At 72.1% G+C, this 22,375-nt stretch carries 25 protein-coding genes and 1 tRNA gene; 5 read left to right on the top strand and 21 right to left on the bottom strand.

Annotated features, from left to right (window positions below):
- Positions 1-96 precede the first annotated feature (96 nt).
- The gene (locus tag ACZ32T_RS14210) at positions 97-609 is read right to left on the bottom strand and encodes a MarR family winged helix-turn-helix transcriptional regulator (RefSeq protein ID WP_467273121.1); all 513 of its coding nucleotides are present in this window, start codon (positions 607-609) and stop codon (positions 97-99) included.
- A gap of 327 nt (positions 610-936) precedes the next feature.
- Between ACZ32T_RS14210 and ACZ32T_RS14205 the strand changes: the two genes are divergently transcribed.
- A complete protein-coding gene (locus ACZ32T_RS14205; protein ID WP_467273120.1) occupies positions 937-1,152 on the top strand; it encodes a hypothetical protein in 216 nt (71 codons plus the stop codon).
- A 253-nt stretch (positions 1,153-1,405) separates the two neighbouring features.
- Here ACZ32T_RS14205 and ACZ32T_RS14200 read toward each other — a convergent pair whose 3' ends face one another.
- From ACZ32T_RS14200 to ACZ32T_RS14155, 10 genes are all read right to left on the bottom strand, one after another.
- The gene (locus tag ACZ32T_RS14200; RefSeq protein ID WP_356708875.1) at positions 1,406-2,272 is read right to left on the bottom strand and encodes an RNA polymerase sigma factor SigF; all 867 of its coding nucleotides are present in this window, start codon (positions 2,270-2,272) and stop codon (positions 1,406-1,408) included.
- Between the two features lie 234 nt (positions 2,273-2,506).
- Positions 2,507-3,364, bottom strand: a complete 858-nt coding sequence (locus tag ACZ32T_RS14195) for an RNA polymerase sigma factor SigF (RefSeq protein WP_467273119.1) — start codon at positions 3,362-3,364, stop codon at positions 2,507-2,509.
- A 186-nt stretch (positions 3,365-3,550) separates the two neighbouring features.
- The gene (locus tag ACZ32T_RS14190; protein WP_467273118.1) at positions 3,551-3,844 is read right to left on the bottom strand and encodes a Dabb family protein; all 294 of its coding nucleotides are present in this window, start codon (positions 3,842-3,844) and stop codon (positions 3,551-3,553) included.
- A 10-nt stretch (positions 3,845-3,854) separates the two neighbouring features.
- Positions 3,855-4,019: a hypothetical protein gene (locus ACZ32T_RS14185; protein WP_014155101.1), complete on the bottom strand. Its 165-nt coding sequence runs from the start codon at positions 4,017-4,019 to the stop codon at positions 3,855-3,857.
- 384 nt (positions 4,020-4,403) lie between these two features.
- Positions 4,404-6,017 carry an MDR family MFS transporter gene (locus tag ACZ32T_RS14180; protein WP_467367584.1) on the bottom strand — a complete coding sequence of 538 codons (1,614 nt, stop codon included), beginning with the start codon at positions 6,015-6,017 and terminating at the stop codon, positions 4,404-4,406.
- Positions 6,018-6,125: 108 nt separating this feature from the next.
- Positions 6,126-6,773: a TetR/AcrR family transcriptional regulator gene (locus ACZ32T_RS14175; protein ID WP_467273117.1), complete on the bottom strand. Its 648-nt coding sequence runs from the start codon at positions 6,771-6,773 to the stop codon at positions 6,126-6,128.
- A gap of 220 nt (positions 6,774-6,993) precedes the next feature.
- Positions 6,994-7,078: transfer RNA gene (locus tag ACZ32T_RS14170), tRNA-Ser, on the bottom strand.
- Positions 7,079-7,157: 79 nt separating this feature from the next.
- A complete protein-coding gene (gene tadA / locus ACZ32T_RS14165; protein WP_467273131.1) occupies positions 7,158-7,586 on the bottom strand; it encodes a tRNA adenosine(34) deaminase TadA in 429 nt (142 codons plus the stop codon).
- 81 nt (positions 7,587-7,667) lie between these two features.
- The gene (locus tag ACZ32T_RS14160; protein WP_467273130.1) at positions 7,668-8,237 is read right to left on the bottom strand and encodes a tRNA adenosine deaminase-associated protein; all 570 of its coding nucleotides are present in this window, start codon (positions 8,235-8,237) and stop codon (positions 7,668-7,670) included.
- 218 nt (positions 8,238-8,455) lie between these two features.
- Positions 8,456-8,692, bottom strand: a complete 237-nt coding sequence (locus ACZ32T_RS14155; RefSeq protein WP_386471321.1) for a hypothetical protein — start codon at positions 8,690-8,692, stop codon at positions 8,456-8,458.
- A gap of 115 nt (positions 8,693-8,807) precedes the next feature.
- On the opposite strand from ACZ32T_RS14155, the gene upp reads away from it, so the two are divergent.
- Complete coding sequence (upp, locus tag ACZ32T_RS14150) at positions 8,808-9,443, top strand: uracil phosphoribosyltransferase (protein WP_325748007.1); 636 nt, start codon at positions 8,808-8,810, stop codon at positions 9,441-9,443.
- A gap of 33 nt (positions 9,444-9,476) precedes the next feature.
- Here the strand turns inward: upp and ACZ32T_RS14145 are convergent, their stop codons facing one another.
- The 6 genes from ACZ32T_RS14145 to ACZ32T_RS14120 all read right to left on the bottom strand — a co-directional run bounded on the left by ACZ32T_RS14145 (position 9,477) and on the right by ACZ32T_RS14120 (position 14,685).
- Entirely contained in the window at positions 9,477-10,097 is a 621-nt protein-coding gene (locus tag ACZ32T_RS14145) for a LytR C-terminal domain-containing protein (RefSeq protein WP_467367066.1), read from the bottom strand.
- A 117-nt stretch (positions 10,098-10,214) separates the two neighbouring features.
- Positions 10,215-10,511: a type II toxin-antitoxin system VapB family antitoxin gene (locus tag ACZ32T_RS14140; RefSeq protein ID WP_365924426.1), complete on the bottom strand. Its 297-nt coding sequence runs from the start codon at positions 10,509-10,511 to the stop codon at positions 10,215-10,217.
- A 193-nt stretch (positions 10,512-10,704) separates the two neighbouring features.
- Positions 10,705-12,249, bottom strand: coding sequence for a M20/M25/M40 family metallo-hydrolase (locus ACZ32T_RS14135; protein ID WP_467367582.1), 1,545 nt, complete (start codon positions 12,247-12,249; stop codon positions 10,705-10,707).
- 68 nt (positions 12,250-12,317) lie between these two features.
- The gene (locus ACZ32T_RS14130; RefSeq protein ID WP_467273115.1) at positions 12,318-12,926 is read right to left on the bottom strand and encodes an HhH-GPD-type base excision DNA repair protein; all 609 of its coding nucleotides are present in this window, start codon (positions 12,924-12,926) and stop codon (positions 12,318-12,320) included.
- A 52-nt stretch (positions 12,927-12,978) separates the two neighbouring features.
- Positions 12,979-14,235: an RNA polymerase sigma factor gene (locus ACZ32T_RS14125; RefSeq protein WP_467367064.1), complete on the bottom strand. Its 1,257-nt coding sequence runs from the start codon at positions 14,233-14,235 to the stop codon at positions 12,979-12,981.
- A 27-nt stretch (positions 14,236-14,262) separates the two neighbouring features.
- Complete coding sequence (locus ACZ32T_RS14120) at positions 14,263-14,685, bottom strand: YciI family protein (protein ID WP_467273113.1); 423 nt, start codon at positions 14,683-14,685, stop codon at positions 14,263-14,265.
- Positions 14,686-14,869: 184 nt separating this feature from the next.
- On the opposite strand from ACZ32T_RS14120, the gene cbiE reads away from it, so the two are divergent.
- Both cbiE and cobM read left to right on the top strand, forming a co-directional pair.
- Complete coding sequence (gene cbiE / locus ACZ32T_RS14115) at positions 14,870-16,141, top strand: precorrin-6y C5,15-methyltransferase (decarboxylating) subunit CbiE (protein ID WP_467367062.1); 1,272 nt, start codon at positions 14,870-14,872, stop codon at positions 16,139-16,141.
- Positions 16,138-16,887, top strand: a complete 750-nt coding sequence (gene cobM / locus ACZ32T_RS14110) for a precorrin-4 C(11)-methyltransferase (RefSeq protein ID WP_365931109.1) — start codon at positions 16,138-16,140, stop codon at positions 16,885-16,887. The genes cbiE and cobM overlap by 4 nt, the downstream gene beginning before the upstream one ends.
- 37 nt (positions 16,888-16,924) lie before the next feature.
- Here the strand turns inward: cobM and ACZ32T_RS14105 are convergent, their stop codons facing one another.
- Positions 16,925-18,043: a cobalt-precorrin-5B (C(1))-methyltransferase gene (locus tag ACZ32T_RS14105; protein ID WP_467273111.1), complete on the bottom strand. Its 1,119-nt coding sequence runs from the start codon at positions 18,041-18,043 to the stop codon at positions 16,925-16,927.
- 40 nt (positions 18,044-18,083) lie between these two features.
- Between ACZ32T_RS14105 and ACZ32T_RS14100 the strand changes: the two genes are divergently transcribed.
- Positions 18,084-18,941, top strand: a complete 858-nt coding sequence (locus tag ACZ32T_RS14100; RefSeq protein WP_467367060.1) for a cobalt-precorrin-6A reductase — start codon at positions 18,084-18,086, stop codon at positions 18,939-18,941.
- On the opposite strand, the gene cobJ is transcribed toward ACZ32T_RS14100, so the two are convergent.
- The 3 genes from cobJ to cobG are packed head-to-tail and all read right to left on the bottom strand — an operon-like array spanning position 18,853 to position 22,341.
- On the bottom strand, positions 18,853-20,382 hold the full coding sequence (cobJ, locus tag ACZ32T_RS14095; protein WP_467273109.1) for a precorrin-3B C(17)-methyltransferase: 1,530 nt from the start codon (positions 20,380-20,382) through the stop codon (positions 18,853-18,855). The two genes, ACZ32T_RS14100 and cobJ, sit on opposite strands and share 89 nt — an antisense overlap.
- Positions 20,379-21,005: a precorrin-8X methylmutase gene (locus ACZ32T_RS14090; RefSeq protein ID WP_467367058.1), complete on the bottom strand. Its 627-nt coding sequence runs from the start codon at positions 21,003-21,005 to the stop codon at positions 20,379-20,381. Before ACZ32T_RS14090 ends, cobJ begins: the two co-directional genes overlap by 4 nt.
- A 58-nt stretch (positions 21,006-21,063) precedes the next feature.
- Entirely contained in the window at positions 21,064-22,341 is a 1,278-nt protein-coding gene (gene cobG / locus ACZ32T_RS14085; RefSeq protein ID WP_467367055.1) for a precorrin-3B synthase, read from the bottom strand.
- Positions 22,342-22,375 lie beyond the last annotated feature (34 nt).

The following is a 22,375-nucleotide window of genomic DNA, read 5'->3' as shown; positions in this document are numbered from 1 at the left end:
TGCCTGCGGGGGCTTCGGCAGCCCCGTGCTTGGCGTGGCCGCCCCGCACACCGGGTGGTGTGGTCGTAGCCATTTAATTCCTTCTCTTTGCTTCTGTTACACGGGTGTACGGGTGTGAAAGTCGTCGGAGTGCCCGGTGCGGCAGTCGCCGCTGTGCCTTCCGGGGGCGCACCCCCCGGAGCCGCGGCAGTTGAAGCTGTCGCGCAGCCGGGACAACAACGTGTTGAGCTGACCGACTTCCTCGTCGGACCAGTCGGTGAGGTGGTCGGCGAACATCTCCGTCGTCCGCCGGCTCAGCTCGTCGATCAGTTCGTCACCCGCGGGGGTCAGCCGCAGGATGCGGGACCGCTTGTCCGCCGGGTCCGGGGACCGTTCGATCCAGCCGCTCTCGACCGCGTGAGTCACATGACGGCTGGTCACCGACATGTTCACGGCCAAAAGCTCGGCGAGGCGGGAGATCCGCATCTCCCCGTACTTGGCCAGCAGCGTCAGCACGGTGGCCGAGCCACCGGGACACTCAGCGGGCAGGATGCGGGCGAGTCCCCGCTTGACGGCTCCGACGGCGCTGAGCTGCCGGGCCAGTTCTTCGTACTGGCTCCGTGCTGCCACTGACCCTCCAGACATCTCGCGAGGTCATCTTGTTGCTTAGGGCAACGATAGAAGCGGTTGGTTGCCGCAGGCAAACGAAATGAGGCTTGCAGAAGTAAAGGAACCCAAAAGCCTGCGTAGGCGCCGGGTCAAGCGTGCAGACCACAGGGGTGCGCCGCCGCCGGATGTGTTCCTCGCCACAGGTCAGGGCGGTGCGAGGGGGCGCGTGGAGAGGGTGCGGTGCGCTCCGGCGGGCGGGTGAAGAAGCCGTGTACGCGGAGGAAGGGCATCGGCCCCTGTGGACCCGGGGGTTGGGCGGAGGGCTCGTGTTCGCTAGTGTCCTGGCCCATGGCACACAACCCCCACGCCCCGCAGCCGGGCCCCGAGGGCACTCACGACCCGGCGGGCAGCACGCAGATGTTCCGCGCCTTCGTCGACGACGGCGAGCCGCAGGGCAGGCAGCAGCCCGCCGCGGCCTCGTCCGGCTCGAAGACCGGGGTGATCGTGGCCGTCGTCGCGGTCATCGTCGTCCTCGGCGCGGTCGCCTGGCTCGCGCTCGGCTGACCACCGCCCGTCCCCTTCACGGCCGGCCCGTCGCCCCCTCCGGGGGCCCGGAGACCGGCCAGGCGCGCACGTGAGCGTGTACGCCGGCCTTGTCATCCGCTCCCGCACCGCACATCGGCGCGGGAGCGGCCGGCGTTCGAGGCGGGACGCGGTTCTGTGCCGCGCGGCAGGCCCGGACACGGCGAGGCCGCCGGGGCGGCGTGCTCGTGTGCCCCGGCGGCCGGTGAGCCGCTCCGTACGGACCCGTCACGGGTCAGTCGGCGATGAGCCCTTCCCTGAGCTGGGTGAGCGTCCGGGTCAGCAGCCGGGAGACGTGCATCTGCGAGATGCCGACCTCCTCGCCGATCTGCGACTGGGTCATGTTGGCGAAGAAGCGCAGCATGATGATCTGCCGCTCGCGAGGGGCGAGCTTGGCCAGCAGCGGCTTCAGGGACTCGCGGTACTCGACGCCCTCCAGTGCCGCGTCCTCGTAGCCGAGGCGGTCCGCCAGCGATCCCTCGCCGCCGTCGTCCTCGGGGGACGGTGAGTCCAGGGACGAGGCCGTGTAGGCGTTGCCCACGGCCAGGCCGTCGACCACGTCCTCCTCGGAGACCCCGAGCGCCTTGGCCAGCTCCGGCACCGTCGGCGAGCGGTCGAGCTTCTGGGCGAGCTCGTCGCTGGTCTTGGTGAGGGCGAGCCGCAGCTCCTGGAGCCGGCGCGGCACCCGCACCGACCAGGAGGTGTCGCGGAAGAAGCGCTTGATCTCCCCCACGACGGTGGGCATCGCGAACGTGGGGAACTCCACGCCCCGTTCGCAGTCGAACCGGTCGATCGCCTTGATCAGGCCGATCGTCCCGACCTGGACGATGTCCTCCATGGGTTCGTTACGGCTCCGGAACCGTGCCGCCGCGTACCGCACGAGCGGGAGGTTGAGCTCGATGAGTGTGTCCCGCACATAGGCCCGCTCGGGGCTGTCCGTTCCGTCGGGGCCCGAAGGGGGCCCCAGCGCGGCGAGCCGCAGGAACAGGGAGCGGGACAGCGTGCGGGTGTCGATGGCTTCCGGCGAGCTGGTGAGCACGGCTGGTGCCGGCACGCTCTTCGTGAGCGTGAGCACCTTCGAGCTGCCCTGTTCTGCGGACATGCCACCCCCTTGAGGTCGCGGACGGTCGCGGTGGCCACGACCATCGGAGGAACGCAGCCTCCACCTGAATACCGGAGGTAGGGCTGCGGCAAACGCGGTTCAAGCAGAATGTCACATGTCGGCAACGCGCTGTAGTGACTTGTCGACAAGTCAGCGCCGAAACTGCGCAGGAAACAGGGGGTGTGCGGCTTTTACGCCCCCGGATACGGCCCTTCAGGGGTCTACCCGTTCCGGTTACGCTTCGATCCTGTTTGCGGATCTCAGTCGGGCGAAACTTCTGGCCAGAAGCCTTGACACATGCATCTGGGAGACGCCCAGTTCGGCACTGATCTGTGACTGCGTCAGGTTGTTGTAGTAGCGCAGCAGCAGGATCCGCTGTTCGCGCTCGGGCAGCTGGACGAGCAGATGCCGGACCAGGTCCCGGTGTTCGACCCCGGCCAGCGCCGGGTCCTCGTAGCCGAGGCGGTCCAGGAGCCCGGGCAGCCCGTCACCTTCCTGGGCGGCCTCCAGCGAGGTCGCGTGGTAGGAGCGTCCCGCCTCGATGCAGGCGAGGACCTCGTCCTCGGAGATCTTCAGGCGCTCGGCGATCTCCGCGGTGGTCGGTGAGCGGCCGTGAGCGGTCGTCAGGTCCTCCGTCGCACCGGTGACCTGGACCCAGAGCTCGTGCAGCCGCCGGGGCACGTGCACGGTCCGCACGTTGTCCCTGAAGTAGCGCTTGATCTCGCCGACCACGGTGGGCATGGCGAACGTGGGGAACTGGACGCCGCGTTCCGGGTCGAAACGGTCGATGGCGTTGATCAGGCCGATGGTGCCGACCTGGACGACGTCCTCCATCGGCTCGTTCCGGCTGCGGAAGCGGGCCGCCGCGTAGCGCACGAGAGGCAGGTTCGCCTCGATCAGCGCGGTGCGCACCCTGTGGTGCTCCGGGGTGCCGGGTTCGAGGTCCTTGAGGCGCCCGAACAGCACCTGGGTCAGCGCCCTGGTGTCCGCGCCCCGGCTTCTCGCCGGCGCGGTGGGGTCCGGGGTCTCGGTCTGGATGTCGTCCGTCTGGACGTTCTGGGGCGGGACTTGAGGCGCTGTACTGGCCGGCACGGTGTCGCCACCCCTTTGCGGTCAACTACGGTCAACTCATCCGTCAAAAGCGGTCATAGCATCACAAGACATGTCCACTGTGTGCAAGCACCGCATAGAGTCGTGTTGAGGGTGTTTTGGTTTAAACATGCCGAAAAGCCCCTCTCCTGTAGGGGAGGGGCCGGCGGGACCGCGGATCCGAAGGGGTCAGAAGGGGTAGTCGGCGATCACCCAAGTGGCGAAAGCGCGCCACTGGCCGGCCGCGGCCTGGTGCTCGGGGTGCTCGACGTACCGCAGGAGCGCGTCCTCGTCGGCGACCGCCGAATTGATGGCGAAGTCGTACGCGATCGGCCGGTCGGTGATGTTCCAGGCGCACTCCCAGAACTGCAGCTCGGGGATCTTTCCGCCCAGCTCCCGGAAGGCCTCCGCCCCCGCGACGACCCGCGGGTCGTCCCGCTCGACGCCGTCGTTCAGCTTGAACAGGACCAGGTGGCGGATCATGGTGGATCTCCTACTTCACGAGCTCGGACATGAAGTCTCCGACGCCCTGCGCGGCGCTCGAAACACCCTCGAACCCTATTTGAACGAGGTCGGCGCTCCGCTCGGGAGAGGTGATGATCGTGTACAGCACGAAGACCACAATCATGTAGAGCGCGATCTTCCTCGCTTGCACCACAGCCCCGCCCCTCCCCTTCGATCACCTGTGCAGTCGCGTGATTCTAGCCGCACGTCCGGCCGAATCCGCTGGCCGTTTCCGATCACTGATGAGGCTTTTAGGGTCGAAGGACCCGTCGATTCGGGCCCTTTGTCGGCGGGCGCGGCTTACGGCAGGGAGGAGGATGGGGGGTGGGCCCGCAGCACCCCGCAGGAATGCGCGGGCCGAGGAACGGGACCTCCACGAGGTCCCCACCGCGTGACTTCCCCCCGACCGCGGCGAGGGCCTACGGTCCCCGTTCTCACCGGGGGAAGCGGCTTGTCCCCCCGATGCCGCTTCCCCCGACCTGACGCCCGAAGGGCCCGGCGCACCGCGCCGGGCCCTTCGCGTCGTCGTCCGTACGGGTCAGTCCTTCTTCAGACCGACCGGGCCGGAGGCGGCGTCCTGGACGCCGGAGTCCGCACCGTCCCGGGGAGCCGGGACGGAGGCCGCGGTGACCACAGCGGCCTCCTCGGCGAGGCGTTCCATGCCGCTCGTCGTCTTGAGGGGCTTCTCCTTGATGAAGATCACCGAGAGCAGGGCGAGGAAGGCGAACGGGGTGGCGATGAGGAAGAGGTCGCCGGTCGCGACGCCGTACGCGTGCTCGACGATCTGCTTGAGCGGCTCGGGCAGCGTGGTCATGTCGGGCACGGCGCTGCTGTGTCCGCCACCGGCGGTCGGGAGCCCGCTGTCCGCGAGGCCCTTGGTCATCTCGCTGGCCACCCGGTTGGCGAGGATCGCGCCGAGCACACTGGTGCCGATGGTGCCGCCGAGGCTGCGGAAGAAGGACAGCACGGAGGTCGCGGCGCCCAGCTCGTGCGCGGGCACGTCGTTCTGCGCGGCGAGCACCAGGTTCTGCATCAGCATGCCGACGCCGATGCCCATGAGCGCCATGTAGAGGCTGAGCAGGCCGAAGTGCGTGTCGGCGTCGATGGTCGAGAGCAGTCCGAGGCCGGCCATCATGACGACGGCGCCCGAGACGAGGTAGACCTTCCACTTGCCGGTCGCGGAGATGATCTGCCCGGCGACGGTCGAGGACACCAGCAGACCACCGATCATCGGGAGGCTCATGAGCCCCGCCACGGTCGGGGACTTGCCCAGCGAGATCTGGAAGTACTGGGACAGGAAGACGGTCCCGGCGAACATCGCGACACCGACGAAGAAGCTCGCCAGGGTCGTGAGCGACACCGTGCGGTTGCGGAAGATGTCCAGCGGGATGACGGGCTCGGCGGCCCTGCGCTCGACGAAGACCGCCGCCACCAGGAGCACCACGCCGGTGGTCACCAGTGCGGCCGTCTGCCAGGACGCCCAGTCGAAGCTGTTGCCCGCGAGCGAGGTCCAGATGAGCAGCGCGCAGACACCGGCCACGATCAGGAAGGCGCCCAGCCAGTCGATCCTGACCTTGCGTCGTACGGTCGGCAGCTTGAGGGTGCGCTGGAGCAGCACGATCCCGGCCAGTGCGAACGGCACACCGATGAAGAAGCACCAGCGCCAGCCGAGCCAGGAGGTGTCCACCAGGACGCCACCGATCAGCGGACCGGCGACGGTGCCCACGGCGAAGACCGCGCCGAAGATGCCCGCGTACTTGCCGAGCCGGCGCGGCGGGATGACGGCGGCCATGACGATCTGGGCCAGCGCCGTCAGACCACCGGCGCCGATGCCCTGGATGACACGGCTGACGATCAGAGTGACGACGTCCTGGGAGAAGCCGGCCACGAGGGAACCGACCACGAAGAGGCCCAGCGAGAGCTGGAGCAGCAGCTTCTGGTTGAACAGGTCGGCGAGCTTGCCCCACAGCGGCACGGTGGCCGTCATGGCGAGCAGCTCGGAGGTCACGACCCAGGTGTACGAGGACTGGCTCGCACCGAGGTCGGCGATGATCCGAGGCAGGGCGTTGGCGACTACCGTGCCCGCGAGGATGGCGACGAACATGCCTGCCATCAGGCCGGACATCGCCTGCAGTATCTGTTTGTTGGTCATGGAGGTGGGCGCCTGCTCGGGCGCCTCGGTTGCGGTCACGGTGTCCTTCTTCGGTACTTGAGCAGAACAGGTCGGTGGTGTGCGGGACTCCGGGCGTGGCGGGCGGAGTTACGCAGAGGGCCGCGGGAGGCCCTGCGCCAGCTGGCCGAAGACGTCCTGGAAGATCTCCACGAGTGGGGTCTCGCCGGGGTGGTCGCACCAGTGCTCGACGGCGACCCGCAAGGCGGTCTGGGAGGCGGCCGCGAGGAGCCGGGGGAAGACGGCGGCACCGGACGGCCCGTCCGTGCCGCCCCGGGTGGCGTCGAGCCAGTCCGCGATGGCGACGGCGAGGGCCTTCTCCTCCGCCACGTGTGCCTTCAGCCCGCGGTGGACGAGGTGGGGCGACCGCTGGAGCACCTTGGACTGGAGGGCCCACAACTCCTGGCGCGCCTCGAATCCGTCGAGTTCGGCGAGGAGGGCGTCGCGTACGACGTCGAGCGGGGGGCGTTCGGCGGGGGCGCGGCGTACGGACTCCCTGATGCGCTCGCCCACCTCGTCGTCGACCAGGACGAACGCGTCGTCGTGGCTGGGGAAGTAGTTGAAGAACGTCCTGGGTGAGACGCCTGCGGCCTCACTGATGGCCTCGACGGTGACGTGCTCGACGCCGTGTTCCGCGGCGAGCCGCACGGCCGCCTCGGCGATGGCCCTGCGCGTGGCCTGCTTCTTGCGCTCCCGCAGCCCGGGGCCGGAGGTCGTCGTTTTCGGCACAACGTGCATAGTAGGCAAAGATGCACATCCTGCAAAATTATTTGACGGGGCGTGACTTCGAGGGGGCGCGACCACATGTGGATCGCCGCGGTCGACGGCCTCCGCGTCAACCAGGACGTCTACGACTTCGAGGCGGGCGGGGTCAGGACGCGCGGCCGACCGGAGCGAGAACCGGGACGGAACGCAGTGAAGGGACCGACCCTGACGGGTCGGTCCCTTCATCTCGCTGCGGTAGCGGAGGGATTTGAACCCTCGGTGAGTTTCCCCACACTCGCTTTCGAGGCGAGCTCCTTCGGCCGCTCGGACACGCTACCGAGAGAGAGCTTAGACCATGCCGGGGCCTGGTTCGAAATCGGATTCCCGGCGACGGTCCGCGGCGCCCGGGAGGCGGCCTCAGCGCTCCCGGAAGAACGCCGTCAGCAGGTCCGCGCAGCGGTCCTCCAGGACCCCGTGGATCACCTCGGGGCGGTGGTTGAGCCTGCGGTCGCGTACGACGTCCCAGAGCGAACCCACGGCACCGGCCTTCTCGTCCCGCGCCCCGTAGACCAGCCGGGCGATCCTGGACTGGACGAGTGCGCCCGCGCACATCGTGCAGGGCTCCAGCGTGACGACCAGCGTGCAGCCGGTCAGCCGCCAGGAGCCGAGAGCGGCGGCGCCCCGGCGCAAGGCGAGCACCTCGGCGTGCGCCGTCGGGTCGCCGGTCACCTCGCGCTCGTTGTGGCCGGTGGCGAGCAGTGCGCCGTCCGGACCCAGAAGAACGGCGCCGACCGGCACATCGCCGGCCGACGCCGCCTGCGCGGCCTCGTCCAGGGCCTGTCGCATGGGTGCCTGCCACGGGTCCCTCACGGGATCGGTGGGAGGCGGTGAGGAGGGGGTGGATGGTGGTGCGTTCACCCGCGGACCCTAACGGACGGCCTCCAGGACGTCGGCCGCTCCCAGCGCGTCGGCGATCTCCGCCAGCGCGTCGGTGCGCAGGGTCAGCAGATCCTTCTCGGACATGCCGAGGTCGGCGAGGACCCCGAGCTCGCCGAGCGGCCCCGCCGGTACGGCGTCGGGGTCCTCCTGGTCCAGGTCGGGTCCGGTGACGGCGGCGCCGCCGGCGTCGGGCAGGGGGTCATCCGGCTCGCCGTCCTCCGTACCGTCGAGGTCGACGAGCTCCTCGAGTGCGGCGATCTCGTCCTCGGCCCCCGGTTCGCGGCCGAGCAGTTCATCGGTGAGCAGGATCTCCCCGTACGAGGAGCGGGCGGCGGCGGACGCGTCCGAGACGTAGATTCGGGGGTCCTCCTCACCGTCCACCCGGACGACGCCGAACCAGGCGTCCTCCTGCTCGATGTAGACCAGGACCGTGTCCTCGTCCACCGAGGCCTCCCGGGCCAGATCCGTCAGGTCGGACAGGGTTTCCACATCGTCGAGCTCTGTATCGCTCGCTTCCCACCCGTCTTCGGTGCGCGCGAGCAGTGCGGCGAAGTACACCGTGACTCTCCCACTGGTCATAGGTGAATCGGTCCGACGGGAGGGCAGACGGTCATCCGGCTGCTCTGGGCCCCGCCCAATCGGCATCGTGGCAGAAACGAGCGCGATGCGAGACCTCTTCGACCGTTGCGTCGGCCATCAGTTGTTCCGGGTGCGCGCCCGCCGGCCGTGCTCCCGGGGCTCCTGCGGGGACGGTCCGGCTGCTCCGGCGGCCGCCCTCACCAGCGGAACGTACGCATCCGCATCTGTTGGCGCATACGGGCCGCACGGGCGCGGCGCGGCTGGACCCGGTCGCGGAGCTGCTTCGCCTCGTGGAGCTCGCGGAGGAACTGCGCCCTGCGCCTCCGGCGTGCCGCGTCACTCTCCTGCGCGTCCGGCACGTTCTCCCGCGCGTCGGGCAGGTCGCGCGCGTCGCGTCCGGCCTGCCGCTGATTCCGCTGCTCCCCGTCGGGCAATCGACACACCACCCCAAGCCTGGGTCCGTATGCCCCCACCTTCCCCCCGAACAGGTGCTTGATGCCAGCGCGGACTGGCGAGAAGCCGCTGCGGGGCCCGGTTACTGTTGACGGCATGCGGATCCACGTCGTCGACCACCCGCTGGTGGCGCACAAACTCACCACGCTGCGCGACAAGCGCACCGACTCCCCGACCTTCCGGCGGCTCGCCGACGAGCTGGTCACCCTCCTCGCGTACGAGGCCACCAGGGATGTGCGGACCGAGCAGGTCGACATCGAGACCCCGGTGACGCCCACGACCGGTGTGAAGCTGTCGCATCCGCGCCCCCTGGTCGTCCCGATCCTGCGTGCCGGTCTCGGCATGCTGGACGGCATGGTGCGGCTGCTCCCGACGGCCGAGGTCGGCTTCCTGGGCATGATCCGCAACGAGGAGACGCTCCAGGCGGAGACGTACGCCACGCGGATGCCCGAGGACCTCTCCGGCCGTCAGGTCTACGTCCTGGACCCGATGCTGGCCACCGGCGGCACCCTCGTCGCGGCCATCCGGGAGCTGATCAAGCGCGGTGCGGACGACGTCACCGCCGTCGTGCTGCTCGCGGCGCCCGAGGGCGTCGAGGTGATGGAGCGCGAGCTGGCCGGCACGCCGGTCACCGTGGTCACGGCCTCGGTCGACGAGCGGCTCAACGAGCACGGCTACATCGTGCCCGGCCTCGGCGACGCCGGGGACCGGATGTACGGCACCGCCGGCTGACCCTGCCGGCCCCGGCGGCCGGTCCCGGACGCCTCAGCAGGAGGACGGCGCCGGGGACGGCGCGGTGAGGGCCGTGAGGGCCGTCGCCGCCGCCGCGGGCGTGCTGAACGCCTTGAACTTCGTGCCGATGATCAGGTCGATGTCCGCCGTCGTGCGGGTGTCGGTCTTCCGCTCGGCCCCGGGCAGCTGTGTGGCGAGCACCGGGAACGAGTCGTTCATCGCCTTCGGGCCGCCGAGCAGCATTCCGGTGCCGGGCACCTTCTTGTCGTACGCGGCCGGTGCGTTGTCCACCTTGCCGATGGCGAAGCCGCGCTTCTTGAGCTCGTCGGCGGCGGCCTTGGCCAGTCCGCTGCGGGGCGTCGCGTTGTAGATGTTGACCTTGATGGCGGCCGGCTTCGGGAGCACCCTCGCGGACGTCGAAGCGCTGGGGGTGGGGCAGGTCTTCGGCGGGGCGGCGGCGTTGGCCTGTCCGTCGCCGCCGGTGAAGACGTCGATGACCTGGAGCGTTCCCCAGCCGGCGAGGCCGAGGGCCACCACGGCGGCGGTCACCGAGAGGACCAGCTTGCGGCGATGACGGGGGCGGCGCATGCGGGGGTAGGTGTTACCCGTGATGCGGTACTTTCCGCCCATGCCGGGAGGGGTCAGCATGCTCATGGGCGCAGCGTAGTGCGACCTGGTGATGATGCCTACTAAACGATCAACCTATGGCACCCGTACGAGCATAAAAGCACCCGAAAGGCCCGAAATGCGCCATGGGTGGGAGTGGCGGGATCAGCCCATTTCGAGCACGCGGGCGTGGAGCACCTGGCGCTGCTGCAGGGCGGCGCGCACGGCGCGGTGCAGCCCGTCCTCGAGGTAGAGGTCGCCCTGCCACTTCACTACGTGGGCGAACAGGTCGCCGTAGAACGTGGAGTCCTCGGCGAGCAGGGTCTCGAGGTCCAGCTGGCCCTTGGTGGTGACCAGCTGGTCCAGGCGGACCGGGCGCGGCGCGACATCCGCCCACTGTCGGGTTGTTTCCCGGCCGTGGTCGGGATATGGCCGCCCATTTCCGATGCGCTTGAAGATCACACGGAAAGCCTACCGGGCAAGGGGCTCCGGGCGCAGCCGGGGAACGGGACTGCAATGCCGGTCAAAGCGGGAGGAAGGACGGCATAGCGGCGCGGTGCCTGTGATGTTTGCGGGGCATGTTCGTGAGCGTGCCCCGGTGGCCGGGCGGTGACGGCCTGATGACGCACCGGGGCGGGCGGGGGCGTGTGGCGCGCTACTCGGTGACGCCGTGGGCGTGTCCCTTACGCAGGCCGCCACCGCCGCGCTCCTCTCCGGTGGCGGACGCGGCCGGGGCCGGGCGGTCCAGGGAGCTCAGATCGTGGGCGTAGGTGCCGACCGCGTGGGCGATCACATCGATGTTGGTGTCGAAGTGCTTCATGTCGATGTTCCCCAGGCCGTCGCAGGCCTTGTGGTAGCAGGGGTCGTACGCGACGCCTGCCTCACCGCCGTACGTCTCGGCCTGGGCGGCCGTCTTGATGCCCTCGGCGCCCGTGTCCGTACCGCCGGACGGGATGCCGACCTCGATGAACGGCCCGTAGTCGGAGCGCCCGCTGAAGTCCGTGCCGGTGTGCGGCTTGCCCTCGCTGTCCAGGAACGCGTTGATGTCGCGCTCCAGTTGGGCGGAACCCTCGGGGCCCGGTCCGGCGCCCGCCCCGTCGGAGTCGTCGCCGTCGAAGACGAACTGCGCGCCGTTGGGCGAGGCGATCATGTCGAAGTTGAGGTAGAGCGCGATCTTGTCGCGCTGTGCCTCGGAGAGCTCCGCGACGTAAGCCTCCGAGCCCAGCAGGCCGTTTTCCTCCGCCGACCACCAGGCGAACCGCACCTTGTTGGCGGGCGGCCGGTGCGACTGGGCCAGTGTCAGGGCGACTTCGAGGAGTCCCGCCGATCCGGACGCGTTGTCGTTGATGCCGGGGCCGTCGGTGACCGAGTCGAGGTGGGCGCCGAGCATGACCGTCTTCGACGCGTTCCCGCCGGGGGTCTCGGCGACGACGTTGCGGGTGACCCGGTCCTCCCGGAACTCGCGGATCTCCAGGGAGACCTTCACCTCGCCCTTCGCGACCTCCGCGACCAGCTTCTTCCCCTCGGCCTGGGTGATTCCGCCGGTGGGGATCTTCCCCGCCTCCGCACCGCCCAGGGTGCCGGAGAGGGCGCCTTCGGTGTTGTTGTAGATCACCGCGCCGGCCGCGCCCGCCGCCGCGGCCGCCGCCTGCTTCTCCGCGAAGGAGCAGCCGCCCCGCTCGATGAGGGCGATCCTGCCGTCGAAGCCCCCCGACGCGTAGTCGGCCGCCTCGCAGCCGGTGGTGGCGTCGGTGGGGACGGTGGCGAGGGCCGCCGTGATGCCGCCCTCCGCGGTGGAGGCGGTGTACGTCATCGCGCTGACCGAGAGGTCACGCGGTGTGGGGGAGACCACGGAGAGCTTCTCGGCGAGCGTCTCGGTGTAGACGAAGTCGAACGCCTGGTAGCCGACCTCGTAGCCGGCCTTCCGGAGCAGTCGGTGGACGTAGGCGGCGGAGGCGTCGTAACCGGGGGAGCCGGCGGCGCGGTGGCCGTCCGTCGCGTCGGCCACGGCCTGGAAGCGCTCCAGGTGGCGGTGGGCGTCGTCGGCGGACGCGTCCCGGACCAGCCGCCGCGAGAGCTCCGCCGCCTCCTCGGCCGGGTCCCGCGACGCGGACGCGGAGGGCCGGGCCGTCTGCCCGTGGTCCGGTGACGCGGCCAGGAGAAGCGGTGTGGTCAGGGCGGCGGCGGCCACGGCCGCCATGGCTCTGCGACGTGTGGTGCGCACGGGAGTCCTTCCGGGGTGGACGGTCGTGGGGCGGGCTTCCGCGGTCACCGGGACCGGCCCGCCCTGGCCGCCGCCTTCGCCTGCTGCTTGTGCGCCCGCACCTCGGCGAGCGATTCGGGGCCGGTGATGTCGGCCACCGAGCGGTGCGAGCCCTCCTCGCCGTACGCCCCGGCGGCCTCCCGCCAGCCCGTCGGACGTACGTCGAACTGCTTGCCCAGCAGCGCCAGGAAGATCTGCGCCTTCTGGGTGCCGAACCCGGGCAGCGCGTTGAGCCGTTTCAGCAGCTCGGCGCCGGTGGCGGCGTCCGTCCAGACCGCGTCCGCCCGTCCGTCGTACTCGGTCACCAGGTACTGGCAGAGCTGCTGGACCCGCTTGGCCATGGAGCCCGGATAGCGGTGCAGCGCGGGTTTCGAGGTGAACAGCTCGGTGAAGGCGTCCGGGTCGTACGCGGCGATCGTCCGGGCGTCCAGATCGTCCGACCCCATGCGCCGGGCCAGCGTGAACGGGCCGGTGAACGCCCATTCCATCGGTACCTGCTGGTCCAGCAGCATGCCCACCAGGGCGGCCAGCGGACTGCGGCCCAACAGCTCGTCCGCCTCGGGCTCCTGGGCGATCCGCACGGTGCGGGCGTTGCCGCTGTCGCTCTTGGTCATGTATCCGATGATCGCGAGAGTGACCGGGATCGGCGACTCGGTGCGGTGGTTCCTAACCGGCACCACCGTCGGCCGGCGGCAGGAGCCGGGCCGCCCGCAGCCGGAGATAGCGGGCCTCGGGTGCGCTGAGCGTGCGGTCGGCCGCCCTCAGGTAGGCGGCGCGTGCCGCCTCCGGGTCACCGGCCCTCTCCAGCAGGTGCGCCCGTACGGCGTCCAGCCGGTGGTGGCCCGCCAACCGGTCCTCCAGGGCGGTCAGAGCCGCCAGTCCGGCCCGGGGTCCCCTGACCATGGCGAGCGCCACCGCCCGGCCGAGCTCCGCCATCGGGTCGGGGGCGCCCTGCACGAGCAGGTCGTACAGGGCGAGGATCTGGGGCCAGTCGGTGTCCGCGGCACGGGTCGCCTCGTCGTGCAGCGCCGCGATCGCCGCCTGCAGCTGGTACGCCCCGGCCGGGGCCTGGGACAGGGCCTCCTCCACCAGGGCGGTGCCCTCGCCGACGGCCTCTCCGTCCCAGCGGGTGCGGTCCTGCTCGTCGAGCGGGATCAGCTCACCGTGGGGCCCGGTGCGGGCGGCGCTGCGGGCCTCGGTGAGCAGCATCAGGGCCAGCAGTCCGGTCACCCGTCCGTCGTGGGGCAGCAGCCCGCGCACGGCACGGGTCAGCCGGATCGCCTCCCGCGCCAGGTCGGGGCGGTGGAGCTCGCGGCCGGACGTCGCCGTGTACCCCTCGTTGAAGATCAGGTAGAGCACCTGGAGCACGGCGGCCAGGCGGAGGTCGTGGTCGGCGGGGCCCGGCTGCCGGAACGGCACCCCCCGCACCTTCTGCTTGGCCCGGCTGATCCTCTGGGCCATGGTCGCCTCGGGCACCAGATGCGCCCGGGCGATCTCGGCCGTCGTCAGGCCGCCCACGGCGCGCAGGGTCAGCGCGATCTGGGCGGCGGGGGACAGCTCGGGGTGGCAGCAGAGGAACAGCAGGGTGAGGGTGTCGTCGGCGGCCGGAGCGCGGCTCTCCCCGGGCGGCGGGGCCGTGAACGCGTCGCGGGGGGTGAGCGCGGCGGCCCTCTCCTCACGTCGCTGCCGCGCGGAGTCCGCCCGCAGCTGGTCCGTCAGCCGCCGTGCGGCGACCCTGATCAGCCAGCCGCGCGGATTGTCGGGCAGCCCGTGGGCCGGCCACTGCCGGGAGGCGGCGAACATCGCTTCCTGCACGGCGTCCTCCGCCGTGTCGAAGTGGCCGTAGCGGCGTACGAGCGCGCCGAGGACCTGCGGCGCGTGGTGGCGCAGCAGGTCCTCGACGCCGGTCGGCCTCTCGTTCACACGGCTCCCGCCCGGGGCACGGGCGTCCTACTCAGCAGGGCCCGGGTCCCCGCCTTCGTCGATGGGACGGATCAGCACCGGGTAGACGGGCGCGCCCTCCGGCTGTGGGCACTCCTGGATGCGCGCGGCGATCTCGGTGACCCTGTCCAGGCTCGCGCAGTCGAGCACCCAGTACCCGGCGAGCTGCTCCTTCGTCTCCCCGTAGGGGCCGTCCGTGATCACCGGCCGGCCGTCCGCGCCCGGCAGCACGGCGCGGGTCCTGGCGGGTTCGGTCAGGCCCTGGCCGTCGACCATCTCGCCGGACTCGGCCAGGTCGTTGTTGAGGTTTCCCATGAAGGCGAACATCGCCTGCATGTCCTCCTTGCTCCAGGCCGGGCTCACGGCCGACGGCTTGCCGTTCATGGCGTCGTAGTCGGCCTGCGAGCCCTGAACCATCACGAGGTACTTCATGGTGTCGCTCCTCGGCTTCTCGGTCGCCGCCCCTTGTGGGCAACTCTCACAGGGGACGTCGGGGCCGGCGACCGGTTCTCGACACCACGCGGGAAGTTTTTCCGGAATCACTCCGCCGCGCGGGTCCGGAAGCCGCCCCCGTAGAGTTCGGCTGCGTCGTCCCACCAACTCCGAGGTACCGGCTGTGTCACCCGTGTCGCCCCCGCCCGCCGTCCAGGCCCCCGCGTCCGCCGTGAGCGTCGTGGGGATCGGCGCCGACGGCTGGACCGGCCTTCCGGAGAGCGCCCGCGCGGTGCTCCTGGACGCGGAGGTGCTGATCGGCGGTGAGCGCCAACTGGGTCTGCTCCCGCCGGAGTGCGGGGGCCGGAGGGTGGTCTGGCCGTCGCCTCTGCGGCCCGCCGTGCGGGGTCTGCTCGCCGCGCACACGGGGAGCAGGACAGCCGTCCTCGCCAGCGGCGACCCCATGTTCTACGGCATCGGCCGGGCCCTCACCGAGGAGCTGGGCGCCGGGTCGCTCCGGGTGCTGCCGCACCCGTCCTCCGTGTCGTACGCCTGTGCCCGGCTCGGCTGGCCCGTGGAGGACACCGAGACGGTCACTCTCGTCGGCCGCCCCGCGGCCCGGCTGGCCGGTGCGCTGTACGACGGGCGCCGGCTGCTGGTGCTCTCCGCGGACGCGGCCACGCCCGCCGCCGTGGCCGCCCTGCTGCGGGACCACGGCTTCGGACCCAGCCGCATGAGGGTGCTCGAACAGCTCGGCTCCCCCGCCGAGGACTGCCTGGACGGCGTCGCCGACATGTGGGAGCACCCGCCCGGGGACCCGCTCAACGTGATCGCGGTGGAGTGCCGGAGCACCCCGGACACGCTGCGCCTCGGCGCCGTGCCCGGGCTGCCCGACGAGGCGTACGAGCACGACGGCCAGCTCACCAAGCGCCATGTGCGGGCGGCCACCCTCGGCGTCCTCGCGCCCGCCCCCGGTGAGCTCCTGTGGGACATCGGCGGCGGCTCGGGCTCGATCGCCGCGGAGTGGATGCGCACCCATCCGTCCTGCCGTGCCGTCACCGTGGAACGCGACCCGGTCCGGGCGGGGCGCATCGCCCGTAACGCCGACCGGCTCGGCGTCCCCGGGCTGCGCGTGGTCACCGGCCGCGCGCCGGACGCCCTGGCCGGACTGCCCGCACCCCACGCCGTGTTCATCGGCGGCGGGCTCACCGCGCCGGGGCTGCTCGACGCCTGCTGGGACGCGCTGCCCACGGGCGGCCGGCTGGTCGCCAACACGGTCACGCTGGAGTCGGAGGCGCTGCTCGCCGAGTGGTACCGGCGGCTCGGCGGCGACCTGGTCCGGCTCGCGGTGGCCCATGCCGTACCGGTCGGCGGGTTCACCGGCTGGCGTCAGGCCATGCCCGTCACGCAGTGGTCCGTACAGAAAACCTCGCACGCCCCAGGAGACGACAGATGACCGTGTACTTCATCGGAGCGGGCCCCGGCGCCGCCGACCTGATCACGGTGCGCGGCGCCCGTGTCCTCGCCGCGAGCCCGGTCTGCCTGTACGCCGGCAGCCTGGTGCCGCGTGAACTCCTCGCCGAATGCCCGGCGGACGCCCGGCTGGTGGACACCGCCCAGCTCGACATCGACCAGATCACCGCCGAGCTGGTGCGGGCCCACGAGGAGGGCCACGACGTGGCCCGGCTGCACTCCGGGGACCCGTCGGTCTTCAGCGCCGTGAACGAGCAGATGCGACGGCTGGACGAGGCGGGCGTGCCGTACGAGGTGGTGCCCGGCGTGCCCGCGTTCGCCGCGGCCGCGGCGGCGCTCAAGCGGGAGCTCACGGTGCCCACGGTCGGCCAGACCGTGATCCTCACCCGGATCGCCCAGCGGGCGACCGCGATGCCCGAGGGCGAGGACCTGGCCACACTGGGCCGCAGCGGCGCGCTGATCGTGCTGCATCTCGCGGCGCGGTACGTGGACCGGGTGGTCGACGAACTGCTGCCGCACTACGGCGCGGACTGCCCCACAGCCGTGGTCGCCATGGCCTCGCGCCCGGACGAGATCATCCTGCGCGGCACACTGGACTCCATCGCGGAGCAGGTGAAGGAGGCCGGAGTGATCCGTACAGCAGTGATCATGGTCGGCCGGACCCTGGGCGCGGAGCAGTTCCGCGACAGCCACCTGTACTCCCCTGCGCGGGACCGCCACACCTGCTGACGCGCGGGCGGGGGCGGCGGACGTCCCCGTCCTCCGCTCACCGGCCCTCGCTGCGCCCCACGACGGCCCCGGCCCGGTCGATGCAGATCACGTCCACCGCCACCGGCGCTCCCCGGAGCACCGACAGCGCCTCGTCACGGGCGGCCACCGCGACCAGGTCGCCCAGCGGCACCCCGGCGGCCGTGCACAGCTGGAGCGCCGCGAGGCCGGTGTTGGCGGTCTCGATCTCCGCCGCCAGCTCCTCGCTCGCTCCGCCCTGCCGCGCCAGCCGCGCCAGGAAGGGCTTGTCGACCTGCGAGCGGCCCGAGTGGAGGTCCAGATGCCCGGCGGCGAGCTTGGAGAGCTTGGCGAACCCGCCGCAGATGGTCAGCCGCTCCACCGGATGCCGGCGTACGTACTTCAGCACCGCGCCCGCGAAGTCCCCCATGTCCAGCAGGGCGATCTCCGGCAGCCCGTACTCGGCCACCACCGTCTTCTCCGAGGTCGAGCCCGTGCACCCCGCGACGTGCCGGAGGCCGGCCGCGCGTGCCACGTCCACCCCGCGGCGGATCGAGTCGATCCAGGCCGAGCAGGAGTAGGGCACCACGATGCCGGTCGTGCCCAGGATCGAGATCCCGCCCAGGATGCCCAGGCGAATGTTCCACGTGAAACGTGCGATCTCCTCGCCGTCGTCCACCGACACCGTGATCTCGACGTCGCCGGTGCCCCCGTGCTCCGCCGCCACCCGCGCGACGTGGTCGCGCATCATCTGGCGGGGGACGGGGTTGATCGCGGGCTCCCCGACGTCGAGCGGCAGCCCGGGGAGGGTCACCGTCCCCACGCCAGGCCCGGCCCGGAACACCACTCCGGACCCGGCGGGCAGCAGCCGGACGGTGGACCGCACCAGCGCGCCGTGGGTGACGTCCGGGTCGTCGCCCGCGTCCTTCACCACGCCTGCCGTGGCCTGCCCGTCGGCGAGTTCCTCCACCGCGAGCGCGAAGGCGGGGTTCTGGCCCCTGGGCAGGGTGATGGTCACCGGGTCGGGGAACTCGCCGGTCAGCAGGGCCGTGTACGCGGCCGTGGCCGCCGCCGTGGCGCAGGCCCCGGTCGTCCATCCGGGCCGGAGACCGGTGTGCTTGAGTTGGGCGGTGCGCCCGCCCTGCGCCTCACTGCTCATGAATGACGTGCGCCTCACTGCTCATGGACGGACCGATCCGATGCCCTTGCACGTACTCGTACTCGGCGGCACCACGGAGGCCCGCCGGCTCGCGGAGTCCCTGGTGGCGGCGGACGGGATCCGGGTGACAAGCTCACTCGCGGGGCGGGTCGCCCGGCCGAGGCTGCCGCCCGGTGAGGTACGCGTCGGCGGTTTCGGCGGGGCCGAAGGCCTGGCGGAGTGGCTCCGGGCACACCATGTGGATGCGGTCATCGACGCCACCCATCCCTTCGCAGGCACGATCAGTTTCAACGCGGCCTCGGCCGCCGCCGCTGTCCATGTTCCCCTGCTGGCACTCCGGCGGCCCGGCTGGGTGCCGGTGGAGGGCGACCGATGGCATGTCACCGACTCCCTCGCGGGCGCGGCCGAGCTGCTGCCGGACCTCGGGTCACGCGTATTCCTCACCACGGGCCGCATGGGCCTTGCCGCTTTCGCGGGGCTGGACGCGCTGTGGTTCCTGATGCGCTCGGTGGACGCCCCCGACCCTCCGTACCCGGCGCGGATGGAGGTGCTGCTGGACCGGGGGCCGTTCACCCTGGAGGGCGAGCGGGAGCTGATCCGGCGCCATCGCGTCGACGTCCTCGTCACCAAGGACAGCGGCGGTGACGCCACCGCTCCCAAGCTCGCCGCCGCCCGCGAGGCCGGAATTCCGGTGGTGGTCGTGGGACGGCCGCCGGTCCCCCCGGGTGTGCCGGTGGCCGGGACACCCGAGGAGGCGCTCGCCCTGCTGCGGCAGCTCGCGGGCCCAGGGGTCCGAGGCGTCTGCCCGGTCAGTCCTCCGGGTAGCGGCGCGGCGTCCAGACGATCTGCCGCCCGTCGCCCCGGCGCACCCAGCGCGTCTGCGAGGAACCGACGATGAGGATCGTCCGCATGTCCACCTCGTCCGGGTCCAGATCGGCCAGCCGCACCGTCCGTACGCTCTCCGCCGGGCCCCCGACATCGCGGCCGAGCACGACGGGTGTGTCCGGGGAGCGGTGCTCCAGCAACAGGTCCCGGGCCTTGCCGACCTGCCATGTCCGGCTGCGGGAGCCGGGGTTGTACAGCGCCATGACGAGGTCGGCCGTGGCCGCCGCGCGCAGTCGTCCGGCGATGACCTCCCACGGCTTGAGCCGGTCCGAGAGGGAGATGGTGGCGTAGTCGTGGCCCAGCGGCGCGCCCGCCCTGGCGGCGGCGGCGTTGGCCGCGGTCACCCCGGGGAGCACCCGCACGGCGATGTCCGTGTACGCGTCCTGCGAGGCCACTTCCAGTACGGCCGTCGCCATGGCGAAGACCCCCGGGTCGCCCCCGGAGACCACCGCGACGCGGCGCCCGCGGCGGGCCAGGTCCAGGGCGAATTCGGCCCGCTCGGACTCGACCTTGTTGTCGGAGCCGTGGCGCTGCTGGCCCGGCCGCACCGGCACCCTGTCCAGATACGTGGTGTAGCCGACCAGGTCGTCGGCGGCGGCCAGCGCGCCGCGCGTCTCGGGCGTCAGCCACAGCGGTCCGGCCGGCCCGGTGCCCACGACGACGACCTCGCCGCTGTCCGGGCCCGCTGCCGGTGAGGGCCGGGGCGCGTCGATCCGGCTGGGCAGCACGGCGACGGCGAAGTACGGCACGGAGTCCGCGTCGGTGTCCGCCAGGTCACCGGTCCGCTCCCCGGCCATGGTGGCGCGCTCGACGTACCGCGCCTCGGGCAGCCGGCCGGACGCCTCGAAGGCGCGGCGCACGGCGGGGAACGTCCGGCCGAGCTTCATCACCACGGCGGAGTCCGTGGCGGCCAGACGTGCCGTCAGCTCCTCCTCGGGCAGGGTGCCCGGCAGGATCGTCAGCACCTCCTCGGCCTCCACGAGCGGGGTGCCGAGACGGGCGGCGGCTGCGCTGACCGAGGTGACGCCCGGGATGACCTCGGTGTCGTAACGGTCCGCGAGCCGCTTGTGCATGTGCTGGTACGAGCCGTAGAAGAGCGGGTCGCCCTCGGCGAGCACGGCCACGGTGCGCCCGGCGTCCAGATGCGCCGCGAGGCGGGCCGCGGCCTCGGTGTAGAACTCGTCCAACGCGCCCCGGTAGCCGCCCGGGTGGTCCGTGGTCTCCGTCGTGACGGGGTAGACCAGCGCCTCCTCGATGTGGTCGGCGCGGATGTGCTGCGCCGCGATCGAGCGGGCGATGGACCGGCCGTGCCGGGCGGAGTGGTACGCGACGACGTCGGCCGCGCCGATGATCTGCACGGCCTTCACGGTCATCAGGGCCGGGTCGCCCGGGCCGAGCCCGACGCCGTAGAGCCGCCCTGTGCCGGCCGTCCGCTGCTGCTCGGGCACGGTCACTCCTCCTCGCTGGCGATCGCGTTGAGGGCGGCGGCGGCGATGGCGCTGCCACCACGCCTGCCGCGCACGACGAGGTGCTCGAGGCGCGAGGGGTGGGCGGCCAGGGCCTCCTTGGACTCGGCTGCCCCGATGAATCCGACGGGCACACCGATGACGGCGGCGGGGCGCGGGGCGCCCTCCTCGATCATCTCCAGCAGCCGGAAGAGCGCGGTGGGCGCGTTGCCGACGGCGACGACCGCGCCCTCCATCCGGTCCCGCCACAGCTCCAGGGCGGCGGCGCTGCGCGTGGTGCCGAGCTTCGCGGCCAACGCGGGGACGGCGGGGTCGGACAAGGTGCAGATGACCTCGTTGTCCGCGGGCAGGCGCTTGCGGGTGACACCGCTGGCGACCATGGCCACGTCGCACAGGATCGGCGCCCCTGAGCGCAGGGCCGCGCGGGCGTCGGCCACCGCGTTCGGTGAGAAGGCGATGTCGCGTACGAGGTCGACCATGCCGCACGCGTGGATCATCCGGACGGCGACCTGGCTCACATCGGCGGGCAGCCCTGCCAGATCCGCCTCCGAGCGGATGGTGGCGAAGGACTGGCGGTAGATCGCCGGTCCGTCCTTCTCGTACTGATGCACAGTGCTGTCGCTTTCTTCATCGAACAGGTCGAACAGGTCGAAAAACAGGGGCTGGTGATCAGGTGTGCGTGCCCCGGGCCGCCGCCACGGCGTCGGCGAGCGCGTCCGGGTCGTCCCGCACCGTCGCCGCCTCGGTGGCCCGGTCCCCCCGCACATGGGAGATCCGGTGTCCGCCGGGGGTGGCGACCACGTCGATCCACTCCCCCCGCGGATGGCCGCAGCGGCGTTCGCACCCGGACCAGTACACAGGGAGCCGCCCGGGCGCTCCGACGGCGGCCCCCGCGTCGGCCCGCACGTCGGCCAGCGACTTCGCGCAGCCGGGCTGCCCGATACAGGCCCCGACACCGGCCCACGGGGAACCGGGCCCGGTGATCAGACCGGCCCCGGCGAGACCCTCCCGCAGGCTGTCGGCGCGGCCGGGGGCGATGCCGGTGACGACGGCCCCGCGCCACGGGGTGAGGCGCAGTTCCCCGGCGCTCGACAGCAGCCGCCACCGGTCCAGGCCCAGCCGCCCCAGCGGTACGCCGACGGAGAGCGCGGCCTCGGGGCGGTCACCCGGGACCGGGCCGGGGGCCGGGGGCAGGGCTTCGAGGGGGCGGGGAAAGGCCCCCGGGGTGACGGCGATGCCGGCCGCCCCGAGCCGTCGTACGACCTCGGCGGGCAGCGCGGCGGCCGTGGCGTCCGGCAGGTCCTTGATCCGCCAGGCACCGCCGGCCCGGGCGGAGTCGAGGAAGGCCTCGGCCGCGGTCAGCGCGGCCCGGGGGCCGTCGGCGGAGGGCACGCGGAGGACGGCGTCACCGTCCCCGACGCGCAGCAGCGCGCTGCCGTCGTCGTGGGCCCGCAGGGTCAGGTCCGCGCCGAGGGCGTCCACGTCGCCGCGGCCGTCGTCGAGCGCGAACAGGAATCGTCCGGAGAGCGCCGTCGCGCGGTCGCTCCCGCACAGAAGGTGGTCGAGCCCGGTCAGCCAGGGGCGTACGTCGGCGACACCGAGGCCGTCGAGCCCGGAGAGCGGGGAGGCGACCACATTGCGCACGCGCTCGTGGCGTGCGGAGGGCAGCAGTCCGGCCGCGTCCAGCAGCCCGGCCAGCTCCGCGCCGCAGTCCGGGGCGAGCCCGCGCAGCTGGACGTTTCCGCGGGAGGTGAGATGCAGCTCACCGTCGCCGAAGCGCTCGGCGGCCTGCCCCAGCGCCTCCGCCTGGCGGGGTGTCAGCACCCCGCCGGGTATCCGGATCCGCGCCAGCGCACCGTCGTCCGCCCGGTGCAGACGCAGCGCGCCGGGGCAGGCGTCGCCCGGGGACGAGGTCGTAGGGGGGGAGGCGGACATGGCGGCGAGCATACCGACCGTGACCGTGACGCACCCCTACGGTCAC

This window comes from Streptomyces sp. NPDC023573, assembly GCF_055559735.1.
Note: the sequence above shows the minus strand (reverse complement) of the source record. Positions and strands in the feature narration are given on the sequence as shown.

Excerpts from the sequence above, each read along its gene's own strand:
- ACZ32T_RS14205 (WP_467273120.1), top strand. The coding sequence starts at position 937 with ATGGCACACAACCCCCACGCCCCGCAGCCGGGCCCCGAGGGCACTCAC.
- ACZ32T_RS14120 (WP_467273113.1), bottom strand. The coding sequence starts at position 14,685 with ATGAAGTACCTCGTGATGGTTCAGGGCTCGCAGGCCGACTACGACGCC.
- ACZ32T_RS14175 (WP_467273117.1), bottom strand. The coding sequence starts at position 6,773 with ATGCACGTTGTGCCGAAAACGACGACCTCCGGCCCCGGGCTGCGGGAG.
- ACZ32T_RS14200 (WP_356708875.1), bottom strand. The coding sequence starts at position 2,272 with ATGTCCGCAGAACAGGGCAGCTCGAAGGTGCTCACGCTCACGAAGAGC.
- ACZ32T_RS14130 (WP_467273115.1), bottom strand. The coding sequence starts at position 12,926 with ATGACCAAGAGCGACAGCGGCAACGCCCGCACCGTGCGGATCGCCCAG.
- ACZ32T_RS14135 (WP_467367582.1), bottom strand. The coding sequence starts at position 12,249 with ATGGCGGCCGTGGCCGCCGCCGCCCTGACCACACCGCTTCTCCTGGCC.
- cobM (WP_365931109.1), top strand. The coding sequence starts at position 16,138 with ATGACCGTGTACTTCATCGGAGCGGGCCCCGGCGCCGCCGACCTGATC.
- upp (WP_325748007.1), top strand. The coding sequence starts at position 8,808 with ATGCGGATCCACGTCGTCGACCACCCGCTGGTGGCGCACAAACTCACC.
- ACZ32T_RS14100 (WP_467367060.1), top strand. The coding sequence starts at position 18,084 with ATGCCCTTGCACGTACTCGTACTCGGCGGCACCACGGAGGCCCGCCGG.
- ACZ32T_RS14105 (WP_467273111.1), bottom strand. The coding sequence starts at position 18,043 with ATGAGCAGTGAGGCGCAGGGCGGGCGCACCGCCCAACTCAAGCACACC.
- ACZ32T_RS14145 (WP_467367066.1), bottom strand. The coding sequence starts at position 10,097 with ATGAGCATGCTGACCCCTCCCGGCATGGGCGGAAAGTACCGCATCACG.
- cobG (WP_467367055.1), bottom strand. The coding sequence starts at position 22,341 with ATGCTCGCCGCCATGTCCGCCTCCCCCCCTACGACCTCGTCCCCGGGC.
- ACZ32T_RS14180 (WP_467367584.1), bottom strand. The coding sequence starts at position 6,017 with ATGACCAACAAACAGATACTGCAGGCGATGTCCGGCCTGATGGCAGGC.
- tadA (WP_467273131.1), bottom strand. The coding sequence starts at position 7,586 with ATGCGACAGGCCCTGGACGAGGCCGCGCAGGCGGCGTCGGCCGGCGAT.
- ACZ32T_RS14190 (WP_467273118.1), bottom strand. The coding sequence starts at position 3,844 with ATGATCCGCCACCTGGTCCTGTTCAAGCTGAACGACGGCGTCGAGCGG.